Genomic DNA, 1,611 nt, shown 5'->3' with positions numbered 1-1,611 from the left:
ATCCCGAGACGCGAGACGAGCCCTATGGCGAAGTCGCGGATTCCATGCCTCCTAGAAAAATCCCTAGGCAGCGCCCACGCCGCCCGTACCAAAACCGACACAGGTGGGTAGGAAGAGCATTCCGAGGCGATCGGGGCAACCATGGTCAAGGAACTCGGCATAATCGTCCCGTAACTTAGGGAGAAGGGACGCCCCCCAGCGTGTACCGGCTCGCCCGGGAAGCGCCGGGGGGCCGCAGCGAAAGGGCCCAAGCGACTGTTTACCAAAAACACAGGACTCTGCCAAGCCGCGAGGCGAAGTATAGGGTCTGACGCCTGCCCGGTGCCGGAAGGTCACGGGGATCCGTTAGCCTTTGGCGAAGCGGTGAACCCAAGCCCCGGTAAACGGCGGCCGTAACTATAACGGTCCTAAGGTAGCGAAATTCCTTGTCGGGTAAGTTCCGACCTGCACGAACGGCGCAACGACTTGGGCGCTGTCTCGACCATGGGCCCGGCGAAATTGCATTATCCGTGAAGATGCGGATTCCCCGCGGAAGGACGGAAAGACCCCGTGAACCTTTACTGCAGCTTGGCATTGGCCGCAGGCGCGGCGCGTAGAGGATAGGCAGGAGGCTGCGAAGCCCGGGCGCCAGCCCGGGCGGAGCCGACCTTGGAATACTGCCCCCGTCGCGTCGGCGGCCTAACCCGGGGACGGCCCGGGGACCGTGCCAGGCGGGCAGTTTGACTGGGGCGGTCGCCTCCCAAAGAGTAACGGAGGCGCGCGCAAGGTCCGCTCAGGACGGTCGGCAACCGTCCGAAGAGCGCAAGAGCACAAGCGGGCCTGACTGCGAGGCAGACAAGCCGAGCAGGGACGAAAGTCGGCTCTAGTGATCCGGCGGCCCCGAGTGGAAGGGCCGTCGCTCAACGGATAAAAGGTACTCCGGGGATAACAGGCTGATCTTGCCCAAGAGTCCACATCGACGGCAAGGTTTGGCACCTCGATGTCGGCTCATCGCATCCTGGGGCTGGAGTCGGTCCCAAGGGTACGGCTGTTCGCCGTTTAAAGCGGTACGCGAGCTGGGTTCAGAACGTCGTGAGACAGTTCGGTCCCTATCCTCCGCGGGCGCAGGAGAATTGAGGAGGGCTGCCCCTAGTACGAGAGGACCGGGGCGGACGGGCCTCTGGTGTCCCGGTTGTCGACCAACGGCACGGCCGGCTAGCCACGCCCGGAACGGATAACCGCTGAAGGCATCTAAGCGGGAAGCCGTCTCCGAGATGAGTTCTCCCTTCGGTAAGCCCCCATGCAGAACACGTGGTAGATAGGCCGCAGCTGCAAGCGCCGCGAGGCGTTCAGGCGAGCGGTACTAATAGGGCGAGCCCTTGCACCCATCCTCACCTCGAGGAAGGGCGGGGCCTGGAACGGATGGATCCTTCGCTTCGGTCGCCATGCGGCCCCCAGGGTCGCCCTGGTACCGGCGTGCGGGCGAGAGCGCCCTGCATGAGCGCGACCACAGAGGCGGGGATCACCCGATCCCATTCCGAACTCGGCAGTTAAGCCCGCCTTCGCCGAAAGTACTGCAGCGCCAGGCTGCGGGAGGACAGGGCGTCGCGCTCATGCAGGGCGCTTCCGCAT

Annotated in this window: 2 rRNA genes; both read left to right on the top strand. The window is 64.5% G+C overall.

Features of this window, described 5'->3' with window-relative positions:
- A 23S ribosomal RNA gene (locus ACWI8T_RS09925) occupies positions 1-1,367 on the top strand; the annotation flags it as partial.
- 111 nt (positions 1,368-1,478) lie between these two features.
- Positions 1,479-1,593: ribosomal RNA gene (gene rrf / locus ACWI8T_RS09920) — 5S ribosomal RNA — on the top strand.
- Positions 1,594-1,611 lie beyond the last annotated feature (18 nt).

It is taken from the genome of Slackia sp. (assembly GCF_977041755.1).
The sequence above is the reverse complement of the archived record's forward strand: the minus strand, read 5'-3'. Positions and strand labels throughout refer to the sequence as shown.